Consider the following 1709-nt stretch of genomic DNA (forward strand, 5'->3'; position numbering starts at 1 on the left):
TTCCAGAGCTGTTCGTGCCGCCCCTCGGCGATCAGATGCAGGTCGAACTCGCCCAGGGCGGGCAGGAAGCGGTACGGGTCCTCGGTCTCGGTCTGCGTGCCGTCGTACGTCACGCGCAGCCGGTACGCGGGGACCGTCGCGCCCGGCAGCACCACCGAGAACAGGCCGTCACCCTCGTCGGCCAGCTCGACGGTCCGTCCGTCCACGACGACGGCCACCGCGCGGGCGTACGGGCGCAGCACCCTGACGACCACACCCCCCACTACCGGGTGGGCGCCGAGCACCGCGTGCGGGTCGTGGTGGCCGCCCGCCAGCAGGCGCTTGCGGATTCCGTCGTCGAGCGGTGTCACGTGCGGCTCTCCTCCGCGAGTCGGGCGATCGCCGCCATGGGGACCGGCAGCCAGTCGGGGCGGTTGCGGGCCTCGTACAGGACCTCGTACACCGCGCGGTCCGTCTCGTGGGCCCGCACCAGCGGGGCGTGCTCGCGCGGGTCCCACGCAGCGTGGGCCGCGTAACCGGCCACGTACGACGTGCGGCACCGCTCGGCCCACGCGGAGTGGCCGGGGCCGCGGGCGTGCGCCGCGTACGCGAACGAGCGGAGCATCCCGGCCACGTCGCGCGCCGGGGACTGCGGCTGCCGGCGTTCGGCGAGCGGTCGGGACGGCTCGCCCTCGAAGTCGATGATCTGCCAACGGCCCCGGTCGAGGAGGACCTGGCCGAGGTGCAGATCGCCGTGGACGCGCTGGTCCGCGGGGCCCGCGTGGTGCGCGGCGGCCGCCGCGTACACGGACATCAGCCGCGGGACGTACGGGGCAAGCTCCGGGACCTGACGGGCGGTGGCCTCAAGGCGCGCCGTCATCGCGGCCGCGAGCCCGCCGGGCGCGCCCGGCGCGGGAGCCTCGGCCGCGAACGCCCGGCCCAGCGCGAGATGGACCTCGGCGGTGGCCCGTCCCAGCTCGTACGACCGTGCGGCGAGGTCCGGGCCGCCACCGGCGCCGAGCGCCAGCGTCCAGCCGTCCGTCGCGCCGCTCAGGAACGGCTGGAGCACCCCGAGGGTGGCCCGGCGCGGCTCGGTGGTCCAGAACCAGGCGACGGGGGAGGGGACCCGCGTGCAGCCGTCCCCCGCCAGGGCCGCCGGCACCTCCAGATCGGGGTGGATGCCGTACTGGACGCGGCGGAACAGTTTGAGGATGTACGCGTCGCCGTACACCAGCGAGGTGTTGGACTGCTCCCCGTCGAGCATCCTCGGGGACAGCCCGGTGGGGACGACGCTGCCCGCGTCCTTCTCGAAACGCAGGGGTCCCGCCGCGCCCGGCACCCGCAGCCGCTCGAGGAGCAGCGCCGCCGCGCGCGGGTCGTGCAGCGCGTCGTACACGGTGCGGCCACGCAGCGGGCCGGCCGACGGCCGCCCGACGACGGCGTGCCGCAGCCGCGCCGGCAGCCTGTCCGTGACCCCGAGCAGCAGCTGGTAGCAGCCGCTGTGCGCCCCGGCGTGGGTGGCCCGCACGAGCAGGTGCAGACAGCCCGGGTACAGCTCGGTCATCGCCACGACGTCCAGACCGGTCAGGGCCAGGCCCTTGCCGGCGAACCAGCGCTGCTCGGGCAGCCACGCCGCGAGCGGTCCTTCCAGCGACGCCAGCACCGGCGACGGATCTCGACGGCCGGGCGCGTGCGGAACGGTCTTCAGCATGCGACTCGTCCTTTCACAG

Annotated in this window: 1 protein-coding gene and 1 pseudogene; both read right to left on the reverse strand. The window is 75.5% G+C overall.

Annotated elements, in window-relative coordinates; all coding sequences use genetic code 11:
- Window positions 1-350: pseudogene (locus GTW43_RS34930) on the reverse strand (1,4-alpha-glucan branching enzyme); the annotation flags it as partial.
- Entirely contained in the window at window positions 347-1690 is a 1344-nt protein-coding gene (locus GTW43_RS34935; protein WP_161305989.1) for a phosphotransferase, read from the reverse strand. The pseudogene GTW43_RS34930 and the gene GTW43_RS34935, both read right to left, overlap by 4 nt.
- Window positions 1691-1709 lie beyond the last annotated feature (19 nt).

The sequence above is a fragment of the Streptomyces sp. SID5785 genome (assembly GCF_009870065.1).
GTDB lineage: Bacteria > Actinomycetota > Actinomycetes > Streptomycetales > Streptomycetaceae > Streptomyces.

Coding starts and splice junctions, on each gene's coding strand:
- GTW43_RS34935 (WP_161305989.1), bottom strand. CDS start 1,690: ATGCTGAAGACCGTTCCGCACGCGCCCGGCCGTCGAGATCCGTCGCCG.